Genomic DNA, 15878 nt, shown 5'->3' with positions numbered 1-15878 from the left:
TTACTGAGATTTATGATGAGAATTTATTTTATAGGTAGTTCTACAAAGAAAGTCGTACCTGTATTTTCACCTATATTTTCGGTTTCGAACCAAATTTTGCCGTCATGCTTTTCAATGATTTTTCTGACAATATTAAGTCCTAATCCACTTCCTTCTCCTACTGGTTTGGTAGTAAAGAAAGCATCAAATATTTTTTGTTTGACTTCATCTGGCACTCCTTTTCCTGTATCTCTTACTGAAACAAGAATTTTATTTTCCTGCTTTTTGGTAGTCATATATATTTTGCCTTTCTTATTCTTGCTAGTATCTATGGCTTGAATAGCATTATGAAGCAAGTTTGTCCAAACTTGTGCTAGTTCGTCTTCATAGGCATTTATTAAAGGCAAATCTTCCATTTCTCTAATTACCTCAATTCCATATTTGAGTTTATTTTGATATAAAATCAATGTATTTTCTAAGCTTTCATTGATACTAGTAGGTTTCTTTTCTCCTGTATGATCTTGACGAGAAAAATTTTTGAGAGTAATAATAATTTTTGAAGCTTTTTCAGTTGCAATTCTGACAGTTGTATTACTTTTCATAATTGTAGATATTTCATAGATGGAATGAAAAAATTCTACAGCCTTAGGTAATTCTAAAAAGGGTTCATAGAGTTCTGTGTATTCGTTCAATCCTGTATCAACTAAAATATCAGCAATTCTATCAGCTTGATAAATATTTCTATCTTCAAATTCAGCAATTAATTTGTATTTTATAGCTCTTTTTTCTCTAGAAGAATAAAGTTTGTTTGTCTCCATTGATTTTTCTATCAATATATTAAAACCTTCTAATTGTTGCTCAGTAAGAGTTTTTATTATTTTAGGTAAGTTAGATAGTGAATCTTTTAGTAATTTGAAAATAGTTCCTGCTGAAGAACTAATTGCGCCTAAAGGTGTATTTATTTCATGAGCAATACTAGCAACAAGTTGCCCTAGTGTTGTCATTTTTTCATTATGAATAAGTTGAGATTGTGTGGTTCTTAATTCATCTAGCGTTTCTTGAAGTTCTTGGTTTTGCTTTTGTATTTTAAGTTCATTTTCTTTTAGTTGGTCAATATTTTGCATAATTCCAGTCCATAAAATACTTCCATCATCCATACGTGTTGGTTTGGAGGTAGCATGTATCCAAACTTCTTTTTCATTTTTGATTAGGCGAAGTTCGGATTCCCATTTTTGCATGGTATCAGCCGATTTTTTTCCTGAAGATTGAAAGCCTAACAAATCTTCAGGGTGTATAGATTCAAAAATATCATTAGATGAGTTATTTTGCATTTCTTGAGGTGTAACTCCCAAAACAAATTCTGAGCCTTTACTAACTAAGGGAAAAGAAATATATCCTTCTTTATCTCTCTTGAACTGATAAATCATGGCAGGAACAGCATCAAAAATTTGTTCTAACTGTTGTTTTTGTGTTTCTAAATCTTTCTGTAAGTGATACATTTCTCTGATTCCTTTTCTGAGTTCTTGCTCAGATTTAGCTAAATCTTGATTTTGTTCTTCAATAATGTTTTCATGTTCTTTTTGTATAGTAATATCTTGAGTGACTCCCAGTATTGAAATGGGGTTTCCTTTTTCATCCTTTATTAAAATGGCTTTTCCTTCGTGATAACGAATTTTTCCATCAATAGGTACTGTTCTGTATATAGCTTGATATTGTAAAACTCTTTGGGTGACTAAATCTGCAAGAAGCTCATTTACCCTAGCAATATCATTAGGATGAACTCTTTTTGATATGCTTCCAGAATTTATTTCTTCATGTTCAGATATTCCAAACAGTATTCTAGCTTGTTTATTCAAATAGGGTTGATTCGTAATTAAATCTATTTCCCACAATCCAATTCCTGTTTTTTCTAATGTGGTAGAAAGTTTAACTTGAATAGATTGAATTTCTTGTTGCGCAATTTGTAGCTCTGTTACTTTTTCTTGAATTTTAAGCTCTGCTTGTTTTTCTTTAGTAATATCTTGAGTAACCCCAAAAACAGAGATAGGTTTGCCCACTTCATTTTTTATTAATATAACCTTAGAATCATAGTATTTTATAGTTTTATTAGAAAGTTTTACTCTATATACCATGTGATAGGTTGGAATTTTTTCCATAATTAAATCTTCCAACATTTTGTTCATTATCACAAGGTCATCTTCATGGATTTTGGATGATGCTATTTCATTATTGATTTCTTCAAATTCATTAACACCAAACATTTTCCTGATTTGCTTATCCCAATAAGTTCTACCAGTTAGTAAATCAACTTCCCATATCCCAATACCTGTTTTTTCTAAGGTAGTAGAAAGTTTATTTTGAATTTTTTGAGTTTCTTGTTTTGCTTTTTCTAGTTCATTTACTTTTTCTTTAAGCTGAGTTTCAGCATTTTTTTGAAGCGTTATATCTTGAAGCAGTCCATATAGTTCTATTGTTTTTCCTTGCTCTATTTTAGGAATTCCGATTACTCGTACCCATTTTTTATTTCCTTTATGTGTAGTTATTCTGAGTTGTTTGTCAAATGAAATTCCACTATTTATAGCATTATTAAACGAATCAGTAATCACTTTTCTATCTTCTTCATGATAAGATTCTAATCCATGATCTATTGAAGATTCATAATTATTATCTACTTCATGTATTTGTCGAATAATTTTGTCTACTTTATTAACTCTAGTTTCTAAATCAAATTCCCAAACACCAATTACTGCATTGGCATTACAAGTTTCTAGGAGTGTCCTTGCATGTAAGAGATCATTTTGAGAAACTTCAAGTTCTTCGATTTTTTGTTGAAGAATAATTTCATTTCTTTTTTGCTTATCTATGTTTTGGGTTGTTCCATAGAGTTCGACACATTTTCCATTCTCAAATGTAGGTACACCAATGACCCTTACCCAAATTTTATTCCCTTTTGCTGTAATGATTTTAAGTTCTTTATCAAACGGAATTCCTTCTTCTACAGCTTTTTTAAACAAATTAGTTATTGTCTCACGGCTATAACCCTCTGTATAAAATTCTATTCCATTTTCAATTGTAGTAATAAAATTAGTATCTACTTCATGGATTGATTTAGTTACTTTATCCCAAAGTACAGACTGATTATTTAGGTTAAGTTCCCAAGTTCCAATTTGTGCAGCCTCATTAGAAGCATCTAATAATTTTTGAGTATGAATAAGTTGATGCTGTGTAATTTCTAATTCATCTATTTTTTGCTTTATCTCTGACTCAGCTTCTTTTTGAGCTGTTATATCTTGAAATGTACCATAGAGTTCGACACATTTTCCATTTTCAAGTGTAGGTATTCCTATAGTTCTTATCCAAACTTCATTTCCTTTAGCAGTAACAATTTTAAGTTGTTCATCATACGGAATTCCTTCTTCAAAGGCTTTTTTAAATACCTCAGTAATTTTTTCTCGGCTATATCCTTCTTTATAAAAAAGAATCGCATTATCAACATTCCAAAGGAAATTATCATCTACTTGATGAATCTGTCTAGTAATTTTATCAACATTTGTACTAAAATCATCTATATTAAGTTCCCAAGTACCTATTTTTGCAGCTTCATTGGAAGCATCTAATAATTTTTGAGTATGAATAAGTCGATTTTGAGTAGTTTGTAACTCTTCTACTTTTTCTTTTATTTCTAGCTCAGCTTCTTTTTGAGTTGTTATATCTTGAAATGTACCATACATTTCTATACATTTTCTGTTTTCAAATGTAGGAATTCCAATAGTTCTTACCCATTTCTCATTTCCTTTTGCAGTAATAATTATGAGTTGTTCGTCAAAAGGCATTCCTTCTTCAAAAGCTTTTTTAAATACCTCAGTAATTTTTTCTCGGCTATATCCTTCTTTATAAAATTCTATTCCATTTTGAGCGTTCGAAACAAAATCATTTTCTACTTGGTGTATTTCTTTAGTGACTTTATTCCAAGTAGTTGTAAAATCATCTAGGTTAAGTTGCCAAGTACCTATTTTTGCAGCCTCATTAGAAGTATCTAATAACTTTTGAGTATGAATAAGTTTATTCTGTGTAGCTTCTAGTTGTGATATTTTTTCTTTTAGTTGAATTTCTATTTCTTTTTTCTCTGTTATATCTTGAAAAGTACCGTATAGCTCTACACAAACTCCATTTTCCATAGTAGGTACGCCTGTAGAACGAACCCACCTTTTGTTTCCCTTATTAGTTACGAATTGGAACTCGTCATCATAACTTATTCCCTTTTCAAGAGCCAAGTCAAGATTTTTTTTAATTTTTTCTTGATCTTTGTCTTTATAGAAAGAAATGCCAATTTTATCATCAACTATAAAATTCTCATCTACTTCATGTATTTCTCTGATAATTTTATCCCATTTGACAAGCCGTGTTTTTAAGTCTAACATCCAAACTCCAACTCTTGTATTTTCATTGCAAGTTTTAAGAATTTGTTGAGTATGTATTAATTCTTTTTGTATAATTTCTAGTTCTTTTAACTTTTCTTTGATTTGTAATTCAGCTTGTTTTTGAGAAGTAATATCTTGTATAGTACCATAAAACTCTATACAACTACCATTTTCCATGACTGGAATTCCTATTACTCTTATCCATCTTTTATTTCCTTTGTAAGTAATAATTTCGAATTCTTCATCAGGTTTTTTTCCTTCTGTAAGAGCTAACATACCTACTTTTTCTATGCGTGCTTTGTCTTTTTCTTGATAGAATTCAATTCCATTATTGTGTATTACAAAATCTTTATCTACTTCATGTATATTTCTAGCTATTTTGTCCCATTGCACAATTCCTGTTTTTAAATCTAGATTCCATATACCAATCTTTGCATGCGAGTTACACGTATTGAGGAGTTTTTGTGTTTGAATTAATTCTTTGGTTTGTATATCTTTTTCTTTTTCAGACATTACTTTATCAGTCACCTCTATGCCTATACATTGTATTTCTTCTGCTATTCCATCTTTATTGAGAATGAGTTTACATTCCCAATCAGAATATATGTACTGAGAAGTTGTTTTTTGAGTTTTTCTATCAAAAATAGGTTTTCTGAGATGAACAAATACAGAATCATTAGGAGAAGCAAAACATTTATGAACAGCCTCTATATATTTTTCATGGTCTTCTACTAAAATTGCAGACATAGCACTTTGTCCAATAATCTCTCTTTTATCTAAGCCCAATCGGTCGCAAAAATGATTATTGACATAGGTATATTTTCCTTCTAAATCAGTTCGGATAATAAAAACACTATTATGGTTTAGCATAGATTCATATCTGTTTACGATACGAATCAATTCAACTTCTTGTTGATGGTTTGTTGTTGTATTGGTGTGTGTTACTACTACTCTATGATTATTTTCTTCAGGACTTCCAAAAATAAGAGCTTTCATTTTTACCCACAAAGTAGTTCCATTTTTATGGAAAAATCGTATTTCATTTTCATAGATAGTAGAACTGTTTGTCGTTTTATAACTCAAAAAAATCGTATTTATTTTTTCTACGTCTTCAGGATGAACAATTTTTTGAATTTGGTTACCTTGTAATTCTTCATATTCGTATCCTAAGAGATTACAAAACTTAGGATTTATCCATTTATCATTAGGTTTTTCTAAATTCCAAAACCAAAGTCCATCAAAAGCATTTAGTTGAACGAAATCAAAAAAATCTTCATCAGACTTTAGAATCTGATAGAATTCTTGTTTTAAATAGTTCATATAGTAAGTAGCAAATTTTTAATTATTAGTAAGTGGTAGTTAATCCAGTTTCTTGACTTAATTCTTTAAGGTCAGAAAACAACTTCATTTTAGTTTTACTAAAACAGAGTTGTTTTTCTTTGTTTTTTATTTTTTACAAAGGAATTTCGACAAAAAATGTTGTTCCTTCTCCTTCTTTACTCTCAAACCAAATATTACCATTGTGTTTGTTAATTATTTTCTTGACAATATCTAATCCAAGTCCACTTCCTTCTCCTGCTTTTTTTGTTGTAAAGAAAGCATCAAAAATATGTTCTTGAGCTTCTTTTGGAATGCCTGTACCCGTATCGCCAATACTTACTAGAATGTTTGTTCCCTTTCTCCTTGTTTTCAAAATAAGTGTACCTTGATTTTTCATAGCTTGTATAGCATTATGAATAAGATTAGTCCATACTTGCACAAGTTCATCAGGAAATCCCATTATTTCAGGAATATCATTAAATTCTTTTTGCATATCAATACCGTGTTTTATCTGATTTTGATATAAAACAAGGGTGTTTTCGATGCTTTTATTTACATCTGTTTTTTGTTTTACACCGTTTTGGTCTTGACGTGAAAAATTTTTGAGCGCAAAAATAATTTTTGAAGCTCTTTCTGTTGCCATTTGAATAGTCTGATTACTTCTAATTATTGATGATATATGATATATTGTTTGAAGTAACTCATAAGGCTTTTTGGAGGCTAGTATGTTATTTACCATTTTATCATCCTTATAAATACCACTATCGACAAGCAAGTCAGCAAAACGGTTATTATATTGGACATTTTTACAAGAGTCAAGTTTATCTATCAAATCATACTTCAATGTTCTTTGTTCTCTTGAAGAAAGTGAAATGTTATTTTCTGCAGAAAACTTAACTGCTTTATTAAATATTTTGAGGTCATTTGGTGGTAAGGCACTCAAAAATTCAGGTAAAACAGGTAGAGTTTCGGTAAGCGTTTGTTCAATTCCTCCAGCCGACGAACGAATAGCACCCAAAGGTGTATTTATTTCGTGTGCAATATTTGCCACCAATTGTCCTAATGTAGCCATTTTTTCACTATGAATAAGCTGACTTTGCGTACTTTTTAGTTCTCTCAATGCTCGTTCTACTTCTATTTTTTGTCTTTGCAGTTCTTCTTGTGTAGTTTGAAGTTCTTCAAAGTTTTGACGTAGCTCTTCTTCTGAGGTTTGGAGCATTTTATTTTTTTCTAAAATAAGCTGTTCGGCTTCTTTTCGGACTGTTATATCTGTTTCAACTCCCACAAACTGAACTACTTCTCCTGTTTTTTCATCAAAGACAGGAGTAATACTGATTTCTAACCAATATTCTTTTCCATATTTAGAATAATTTAGAATTTCTTGTGTAAATGGTTTCTTAGATTTTAAACCTTCACGAATTGCTAAAACATGTTCTCTTTTGGTTTCTTTTCCTTGTAGAAGCGCACCTGGTTTTTTGCCGATTACTTCAGTGAGAGAGTATTCTGTGATTTTCAAAAACCCGTCATTTACCCAAATAATATAACCTTGAGCATCTGTAATAACCACAGCATTACTAGTTTCGCTTGCCACAACAGAAAGACGTTTCAAATCTTCTTCATCTTTTTTGCGTTTGGTAACATCAGTTTCAATGCCAATAAACTGTGTTATTTCGCCTGTAAATTCATCTATGACGGGAGTAATATTGAGTTCTAACCAATATTTTTTGCCCATTTTGTCATAATTTAGAATTTCTTGTGTAAATGGCTTCTTAGATTTTAAACCTTCACGAATCGCTAAAACATGTTCAAAGTTAGTTTCTTTTCCTTGCAACAACTTTCCAGGTTTTTTGCCTATAATCTCAGGAAGTGTGTAACCTGTTGTTCTAGTAAAACCTTCATTTACCCAAGTTGTATAACCTTCTGCATCTGTAATAACAATGGCATTACTTGTTTCTCGTGCCACAACAGAGAGCTTTCGAAGTTCTTTATCTGCTTCTTTTCTGTCTGTAATATCCTGAGCCATAGCAAGATAGCCGATTGTCTCTCCTGTTTTGTCATTTTTGATGCTACTTATATGTAATTCTACTGGAAATATTTTTCCATTTTTAGAAATATATGTCCATTCTTTTGCTGTGGGCAGATTACGTTTTGCTTTTGCTGTCAGAACATCAAAACCTACTGGAATAATTTCATCTAATTCTTCTGAAAGTTCTTTTGCATAGGCTTTTATTTCATCCATATCATGGAAAATAATAGGAGAAACTTTTCCTACTACTTTTTCAGCTTCGTATTCTAATAATTTTTCTGCAAGCGAATTAAAACTGGTAATTGTACCTTTCAAATCAATTGCTATGAGCATCATTGGAGCATTTTCTAAAATTGCTTTTCTATAAATGCCTTCTTCTTCAATTTTTATTTTTTGTTCCTGAAGTTGCTCTTGAGTTGCATTCAATTCCTCTAAGTTTTGTCTCAGTTCCTCTTCTGTTGCTTGAAGTTCTTCTTGTTGCGCTTGAATTTCATTTTCATTTTGTTTTTGGGCATTGTAATTTGTAGCAATTTTGATTACTCTAATTACTTCTCCTTTGTCATTTGTTACAGGACAATATGCCCCAAAAACCCACAAATCTTTATCAGATTTGGTTTTTCGTCTGAAAACTCCACTTACTGTTTTTCCTTTTTTTAGTTTTTCCCAAAGGTCTTTGAAATATATTTCTGTTTGCTCGTCTTGAGGCAAAAGTTTTTTATGAGAAAGTCCGATAAGCTCACCTTGATCAAATTCGGTCCATTCAGCAAAAATTGGATTTACTTTAATTATTTTCCTTTCTAAATTAAATTCTACATACCCAAAACTGGTACTGATAGCATCTAATTGAGATTTATTTAATAAGAAAGTTTCTTGTAATTGCTCTTGTGTAGCATTTAACTCTTCCAAATTTTGTCTTAATTCTTCTTCTGTTGCTTGTAGTTCTTCTCGTTGTGCTTGGATTTCAATTTCAGCTTCTTTTTGAGTATTATAATTAGAAGCAATTTTGATTACTCTAATTACTTTTCCTTTTTCATTTTTGACAGGACAATATGCTCCAAAAATCCATAAGTCTTTATCAGATTTGGTTTTTCGTCTGAAAACTCCACTTACTGTTTTTCCTTCTTCTAATTGTTTCCAAAGATTTTTGAAATAACTTTCAGTTTCATCATCTTGAGGTAGTAGTTCTTTGTGTGAAAGTCCGATAAGCTCACTATCAGAAAACTCTGTCCAATTAGCAAAAATTGGATTTACTTTAATTATTTTCCTTTCTAAATTAAATTCTACATACCCAAAACTGGTACTGATGGCATCTAATTGAGATTTATTTAATAAAAAAGTGTCTTGTAATTGTTCTTGTGTAGCATTTAACTCTTCTAAGTTTTGTCTTAGTTCTTCTTCTGTTGCTTGCAGTTCTTCTTGTTGCTGTTGAATTTCATTTTCAGCTTCTTTTTGAGCATTGTAATTAGAAGCAATTTTGATTACTCTAATAACTTCACCTTTGTCATTTTTGACTGGACAATATGCCCCAAAGACCCATAAATTTTTATCAGATTTAGTTTTTCGCTTAAATACTCCATTTACAGTTTTTCCTTCTTCTAATTGTTTCCAAAGATTTTTGAAATAGGTTTCTGTTTCTTCATCTTGTGGTAGCAGTTCTTTGTGTGAAAGTCCGATAAGCTCACTATCAGAAAACTCTGTCCAATTAGCAAAAATTGGATTTACTTTTACGATTTTTCTATCCAAATTAAATTCTACATATCCAAAACTAGTACTAATGGCTTCTAGTTGAGATTGATTAAGCAAAAAAGTTTCTTGTAATTGCTCTTGTGTAGCATTTAACTCTTCTAAGTTTTGTCTTAGTTCTTCTTCTGTTGCTTGTAGTTCTTCTTGTTGCTGTTGAATTTCATTTTCAGCTTCTTTTTGAGCATTGTAATTAGAAGCAATTTTTATTACTCTAATAACTTCTCCTCTATCATTTTTGACTGGACAATATGCACCAAAAATCCATAGATTTTTATCAGATTTAGTTTTTCGTTTAAATACTCCACTTACTGTTTTTCCTTCTTCTAATTGCTTCCAAAGGTTTTTGAAATAATTTTCAGTTTCTTCATCTTGAGGTAGAAGTTCTTTGTGTGAAAGTCCGATAAGCTCACTATCAGAAAGCTCTGTCCACTTAGCAAAAATTGGATTTACTTTCGTTATTTTTCTTTCTAAATTAAATTCTACATACCCAAAACTTGTACTAATGGCTTCTAGTTGAGAATTGATAATTAGATTTGATTCCTCTAATTGTTCTTTTTGAATTGCTATATCAGCTTCAGCTTTTTTTCTATCTGTAATAAGATAACGAATAGATAAATAACTCGTAATTTTTTTATTTTCATCAAACATTGGATTAATGACTGTATCTACCCAATAAAAAGAACCATCTTTGGCTTTATTTTTTACTTCAGCTCTCCATGTTTTTCCTCTAGAAATATCTCTCCACATTTCCTTCCAAAACTCTTTTGTATGATGTCCAGAGTTTACAATTCTGTGGTCTTTTCCTAAAAGTTCCTTTTCTGTGTATTGAGAAATACGACAAAACTCATCGTTAATTTTGGTAATTTTTCCTTGTTTATCAGCTATTGAAACAATAGCACTTCTATCAAGGGCATCCACTAAAGATTGAAGCTGATTTTGGCAATTTTCTAATTCTTCGTAAGTGGTCATAGTTTTATATTCTGTTTATTTAAAATACATATTGACATCACCATTAGAAAATAGTGAGTTAAATTGATCAAAATAAGGGGAAGTATTCTTTACTCTAAACAAAATCTAAATTGGGGAAGTATTTTTCAGCAAATAAAAATAGTGTGAAAAGCACTGATTCTATTCTTGTAAAAATTTAAGTTTTAGTTTGTTTAAATTACTTAAGTTAAGATACTGTTTTTTGCTATTTAATGCAAGTGTTTTTAGATAAAACAGAATATAATTTTGATTTATGTAGTTAAATCAAATATAAAGGCTGATTGTATTTATTATACTTTCAGTGCTTATTCCACAGAAGTTATATTGTTCTTGTTGGGTTGCTTGGGAAATAATGGAATCTGGAACACCTAAAACTTTTACTTTATCAAGACGTTGTAAATAGTTGTTTTTATTCAAAAACTCTAAGATAGCACCTCCAAAACCTCCTATTTTACTTCCATCTTCTATTGTGATTATGTTTTTTATATTCTTAAATTCCAAAATATGATGTAAAATATCTTCATCTAAAGGTTTACAAAAACGCATATCATAATGAGCTATTTTATTTTGAAAGTCTTGATTATTTTCTAAAACTTCAATAGCTTCTTTGGCAAAATTTCCTGTAATTCCGTAAGAAAGGATTACAATTTGAGTTTGATTATTGGCTTTTTTTATACTTCTGGCTTTTCCTATTTCTATTTTGTTTTCTGATTCTTCTAATTCATTAATTGATAATAATCTTTCTTTACTCTCCTCATTATTTTCTAGTAAAAATCCTTCTCCACGAGGATAACGAATGGCAAAGGAAGTTTTGTTTTTTTCTAATTGGGCTGCAAAAAGCATTTTTTGAAACTCTATTTCGTCCATTGGTGCAGCCAAAACAAGATTTGGAATAGCACGCAAAAAAGCAATATCATAAACTCCTTGATGTGTTGCTCCATCTGCTCCCACTAAGCCTGCTCTATCAATACAAAAAATTACTTTGAGTTCTTGTACACAAACATCATGAATAATTTGGTCATAACTGCGCTGCAAAAAAGTAGAGTAAATGACACAAAAAGGAATTATTTTTTGAGTAGCCAAACCTGCCGAAAAAGTAACAGCATGTTGTTCTGCAATTCCAACATCAAAAATACGATTAGGAAATTCTTTTTGCATCTCTAAAAGTGAACTACCTGATGCCATAGCAGGAGTAACAGCAATAATTTTAGAGTTTTGTTTGGCTAATTGTGTAATTGTTTTACCAAAAACATCTTGAAATTTGAGAAATGACTTTTTAGTTGAGGACTCTGATTTGATAAGCTGACCTGTTTTGGTTTCAAATTTGGCTGGAGCATGCCATGAATTATATTTCGATTCTAATTCTGAATTAGCATTTTCAATAATTCCTTTTCCTTTTATGGTCTTGATGTGAAGAAAATGAACTTTATTTGTATATAAATTCTGATTTGTGTTTTGCTTTAATTCATCAAAAAAATCAAGTAATGTTTCTAAATTATGTCCATCTATAGAACCATGAAAATTTCCTCCAAAAAACTCAAAAATAGAAGGAATAGAAAATGTATTTTCTGAATTTTCTTTTTTCCATTTCTGTTTCGAAAGCTCTTCAAAATGGCTTTTGAGTGTACCAACATTTTCATCAATAGACATTCCATTGTCATTAAGAATTATCAAAACATTGGGTTGAATGCCATTTTCTATGTTATTTTGTATATTATTCAAAGCCTCAAAAGGCAAACCAGCCGTAAAAGCACCATCACCAATAACTGCAATATGCCAACGGTTTTTTATGCTTTCATCTTGTGAAAATTGAGAAGCCACAGCCATTCCCAAAATAGCAGAAATAGAAGTAGAAGAATGTCCTGTTCCAAAATCATCAAATTTGCTTTCTTTGATAGAAGGAAAACCTGAAAGACCATTTTGTTTTCTGATAGTATGAAACTTATTTTTTCTGTTTGTCAGAATTTTGTGTGCGTAGGCTTGATGCCCAACATCCCAAACAAGTTTGTCAGATTGTTCTGTACCCAAAAAAGAAAAGGCTTTATGAAGAGCAATAGTAAGCTCAATTACCCCCAAAGTTGCACCCAAATGCCCTCCATTTTGTGCTACATGTTCGATGATAAAATGACGAAGTTCTTGGCACTTTTCTTTTAGTTCTGTAAGAGTGAGATTTTTGATAGACATTTTTACTACATTGAAACCTCGTTGACGGTTTCATTTGAGTCTCAACGACGGCTGATTTTATAAAACATATCAACCATCAACGAGCTTAAAAGCGTCGTTGAGGATTTTCAAATTAAAACAGAAAAAGGCAACTTTAAAATATTAAAGTTGCCTTTTTATAATGAAATACTAAAATTTCTACTACAAATTATGCAGACAAAGTGTTTACATATTTCATCAATTTAGATTTTTTGTTAGCAGCATTTCTATCGTGAATGATATTGCGTTTTGCTAATTTATCTACCATTGCGATTACTTTAGGAAGTAATTCTTTTGCTTCTGCTGCATCAGTAGTTGCACGCAAACGCTTCATGAATGTACGAGTAGTTTTTAATTGGTAACGGTTACGAAGACGTTTAGCTTCATTTCCACGAATACGCTTGAGGGCTGATTTATGATTTGCCATTTAATGTTAAACTATTTTTGATGAGATTTTCTTAAAACAGAAAAAATCATCTGATTAAAAAGAATTCTTTGTGATTAAATAAAAAACCTAATTTCAATCCTAAATTTAATAAAAATAGAGCAATCCGTTTATTAAATTACAGAGCTTTGATTTTATGAGAGGAATAAAATAAAAGCCTGATGAAAAGTTGGAAACAATTACGAATTACGAATTAAAAATTACGATAATAATCTAATGATTAGTAACGATTTACAAATTAATGTTTAATTTTTTTACTTGTAAAGTATTCGTTTTTTGTGCTTTTCTTGATTATTCGTTTTCATCTTATTGTATCAAAATACAATTTGATTTTACGATTTTTTGAACTGATTTCTTTTGATAAAACCTTTAATCTTACTAAAATAAAGATTTTTGTCTTCTACTGTTCCTAATTAAATAAGAACCGTATAAAGAGCGCAAAAATACGACTTATCTACAACTTTCACAAACTATGAGACAATAAAAATAAAGAAAAATCAAAAAAAAAAATGAAAGGAATAAATGGAAAGCACTGTAAATGTTAATTTAGAAAAGACTAAAAAACAAGGTTTAAACAATAGAGAGGTTTTGAGGTTTTTTTGTAACTTGCTAGACAAACAAAACGATTTGATTTTTTGAGAGATGATTAAATTTTCGAAAAATTATTTCGTATATTATTCAAAACCATTTTTTGATTCCTACTCCCTATTCATTTTTATAAAAAAATAGTATGAAATTTACACTCAACAAACAAGAACAATATACTGTATTTAAGTTGCAAGAAGAAAAACTAGACTCTTCAATTGCACCTAAATTAAAGACCGAATTTTTTACCTTATATCAGTCTGGAATGATTAATCTTATCTTTGATATGGGCGATATTAAGTATGTAGATTCATCTGGACTTAGCTCTATTTTGGTAGCCAAACGCCTTTCTGAGCAGATAAATGGCTATTTGGCTCTTGCAGCTGTTAGCGACCACGTTATGAAACTCATGACAATTTCAAAATTAGATAGCGTTTTGAACATTATTCCAACAGTAGCAGAATCAGTTGATGCTGTTTTTATGGCAGAACTAGAGCGTGATATTAAAGAAGATGAAAAAAATAATGGTTAATTATTAATGTTTTCTATATAAAAACCCTAAGAATCTTTAAAGATTCTTAGGGTTTTGTTATTTTTTATTTTTCTTCTGCCAAAGCGTTTTCAATAATCTGTTTGGCATTTTGAGAAGGACGAGCAGTGGTAGAAATAAAATTTCCTTCTTTATCTAAAAAAATGTAAGCAGAAGCTCCTTCAATATTATAGGCTTCTCTTATTTCTTTACTTTCTTTGTCTTCTGCATAAAGTTCTGTTCCTTGTAGGGGCATTTTATCTAATACTTTTTTCCAAATACTTTCTTTACTATCTATACAGACATTTAAAAATACAATGTTACCATTTGTAAACTCCTTTTCTAATTTTTCAGAATAAGGGCGTTCAGCGATACAAGGTTTACACCAAGCTGAAAAGAAATCAATCAAAACATACTTTCCTCTAAAATCAGATAAAGAAACCGTTTTACCATTTTCATCTTTGAGAGTAAAATCAGTAGCAGGTTGTCCTTTTGCAAAACGCTTTGAGTTTTTAGCTTTGGTTTTTAGATAGCTTATATCTTCATCATGTGGAAACTCATTTTCCAAACTTGTAAATGCTTTATCTATTATTTCTGTTTGAGATAAATTGCTCCACTCTGCTTTTCTTATCATTCCTTCTAAAGAATGTAAAGCCATCACTTTTTTGAGTAGAGGAGTAGTTATTTTGTTTGTATTTTGATAAATGCAATGATAATTCTCAAATCCATATACTTTTCCTTGTTCAGTTTCACAGTTTCCTTCTTTAGCTAAAGTGCTAGAAACACCTCTTATATAATCTGAAGTATAAGGGTAATCTTCTTCAAGACTGGAAGGAATGGTATAAGGAACTTTAGGCTCTGCATCAAAATATTTTTCAGGAAGAATAGCTACCATTTCCTTTTTTTTGTGATGACGGTTATGAAAAAAATGATAATATCCAAAAGCATAATTATGAGAAGAAACTACTTTATTTCTGAAATAAGCATCAAAAATAGGATTTGGTTTTTCGCTTTGGAAAGCTAATTCATAATCAGATATTTCTTGTTTGATAAGACTATCTACTTTTTCCACATATTCTTGCCATTCGTATTTTACAAAATCAGAATAGCTATATTTATTTTGGTTATTAAATGTAGTTTGATATTCTTTTGATAATTTACTCTTACTAAAAGTGTATTTGCCTTCTTCGTTAAATAATACTTCTATTTCATCATTTGGAAAGATTAATAGGTAATTATACTTCTTTCTTTTTACAGACAAATAATATAAATCAGCTCTTGAAATAGGAATTTTTATAACCCATTCATTTTTTATAGAATCTGTTCTATCAAAATAAATAGTTGTTTTTACTTCTGTAAATATAGGGTGAAAATTCTCAAGACTTATTGTATCTGCTATTTTCCAATCTTCTGTTGTAGGAAGTGTTATTTTGATAGTTGTACTGTCATTTTGCTGTGCAAAAGTAGTTGTTGCTATTCCTATAAAAAGGAAAAAAGCAATGATTAAAATTTGATGTTTCATTGAATTATTGTTTTGAATGATAATTAATCAACAAAGAAACTCATTTCTTTATCAAAAATTGTATCAAATCAATGCTTTTATAAAAAATAAATTCAATTTTCTGTTTGTAACAATTTGGT

The 15878-nt window shown here is 30.1% G+C and carries 6 protein-coding genes; 1 reads left to right on the top strand and 5 read right to left on the bottom strand.

Annotated features, from left to right (window positions below; translation table 11 throughout):
• Nucleotides 1-23: 23 nt before the first annotated feature.
• From V9L05_RS06130 to rpsT, 4 genes are all read right to left on the bottom strand, one after another.
• Complete coding sequence (locus V9L05_RS06130) at nt 24-5720, bottom strand: PAS domain-containing protein (protein ID WP_338814793.1); 5697 nt, start codon at nt 5718-5720, stop codon at nt 24-26.
• Nucleotides 5721-5853: 133 nt separating this feature from the next.
• A complete protein-coding gene (locus V9L05_RS06125) occupies nt 5854-10458 on the bottom strand; it encodes a PAS domain-containing protein (protein WP_338814792.1) in 4605 nt (1534 codons plus the stop codon).
• Nucleotides 10459-10740: 282 nt separating this feature from the next.
• A complete protein-coding gene (locus V9L05_RS06120; RefSeq protein ID WP_338814791.1) occupies nt 10741-12660 on the bottom strand; it encodes a 1-deoxy-D-xylulose-5-phosphate synthase in 1920 nt (639 codons plus the stop codon).
• 187 nt (nt 12661-12847) lie between these two features.
• Complete coding sequence (gene rpsT / locus V9L05_RS06115; protein WP_338794130.1) at nt 12848-13105, bottom strand: 30S ribosomal protein S20; 258 nt, start codon at nt 13103-13105, stop codon at nt 12848-12850.
• A gap of 748 nt (nt 13106-13853) precedes the next feature.
• On the opposite strand from rpsT, the gene V9L05_RS06110 reads away from it, so the two are divergent.
• Nucleotides 13854-14240 (top strand): STAS domain-containing protein, encoded by a 387-nt coding sequence (locus V9L05_RS06110; protein ID WP_338794131.1) that lies wholly within the window; start codon nt 13854-13856, stop codon nt 14238-14240.
• A gap of 64 nt (nt 14241-14304) precedes the next feature.
• Here the strand turns inward: V9L05_RS06110 and V9L05_RS06105 are convergent, their stop codons facing one another.
• Nucleotides 14305-15759 (bottom strand): TlpA disulfide reductase family protein, encoded by a 1455-nt coding sequence (locus V9L05_RS06105; RefSeq protein WP_338814790.1) that lies wholly within the window; start codon nt 15757-15759, stop codon nt 14305-14307.
• Nucleotides 15760-15878 lie beyond the last annotated feature (119 nt).

This window comes from Bernardetia sp. Wsw4-3y2, assembly GCF_037126295.1.
Lineage (GTDB): Bacteria > Bacteroidota > Bacteroidia > Cytophagales > Bernardetiaceae > Bernardetia.
This window is presented reverse-complemented; position numbering and strand designations above follow the sequence as displayed.

Bases quoted from the DNA above. Each gene is read 5' to 3' on its own strand.
- V9L05_RS06105 (WP_338814790.1), bottom strand. From the start codon at position 15,759: ATGAAACATCAAATTTTAATCATTGCTTTTTTCCTTTTTATAGGAATA.
- rpsT (WP_338794130.1), bottom strand. From the start codon at position 13,105: ATGGCAAATCATAAATCAGCCCTCAAGCGTATTCGTGGAAATGAAGCT.
- V9L05_RS06110 (WP_338794131.1), top strand. From the start codon at position 13,854: ATGAAATTTACACTCAACAAACAAGAACAATATACTGTATTTAAGTTG.
- V9L05_RS06120 (WP_338814791.1), bottom strand. From the start codon at position 12,660: ATGTCTATCAAAAATCTCACTCTTACAGAACTAAAAGAAAAGTGCCAA.
- V9L05_RS06130 (WP_338814793.1), bottom strand. From the start codon at position 5,720: ATGAACTATTTAAAACAAGAATTCTATCAGATTCTAAAGTCTGATGAA.
- V9L05_RS06125 (WP_338814792.1), bottom strand. From the start codon at position 10,458: ATGACCACTTACGAAGAATTAGAAAATTGCCAAAATCAGCTTCAATCT.